The following is a 442-nucleotide window of genomic DNA, read 5'->3' as shown; positions in this document are numbered from 1 at the left end:
TTTCTGGCTCATATAACCGATGCGATCGCGGACGGCAGCATCTGTATAGGCTTTTGTCTGCCCATTCAGCATGAGCGTCCCAGAGCTCGGCTGCACAAGCCCACACAGCATCTTTATCATGGTAGTTTTGCCGGCACCGTTGGCTCCCAGCAAGCCGTATATCTCGCCATACTTAACTTGCAAGCTAACATTGCTTACAGCTCGGAAAGCACCAAACTCTTTGCTTACACTCTCCGCCTGAATAGCAGCCTCACCATCAAGCTTTCTACTCATCGTTTTTACTACATGGTGCTTAGTCGGCACACTGTTGTCTTTGGAGGTGAGCGCATTGACGAAGACGTTTTCCAAGCTTGGGTCGTCATTTTCAATGCGTAAATCAGGAACATGGTGCTGTTCTGCAATTTTCCTGATGATAGGTTTTGCAGACTCTTCCTCAGTAACG

Annotated in this window: 1 protein-coding gene; it reads right to left on the bottom strand. The window is 48.4% G+C overall.

The annotated features are described in order from the left end of the window. A partial coding sequence (locus tag F8279_RS29975) for an ATP-binding cassette domain-containing protein (RefSeq protein WP_151501735.1) occupies positions 1-442 on the bottom strand: 442 nt, incomplete at both ends.

It is taken from the genome of Micromonospora sp. AMSO1212t (assembly GCF_008868145.1).
GTDB classification, from domain to species: domain Bacteria; phylum Actinomycetota; class Actinomycetes; order Mycobacteriales; family Micromonosporaceae; genus Micromonospora; species Micromonospora tulbaghiae.
This window is presented reverse-complemented; position numbering and strand designations above follow the sequence as displayed.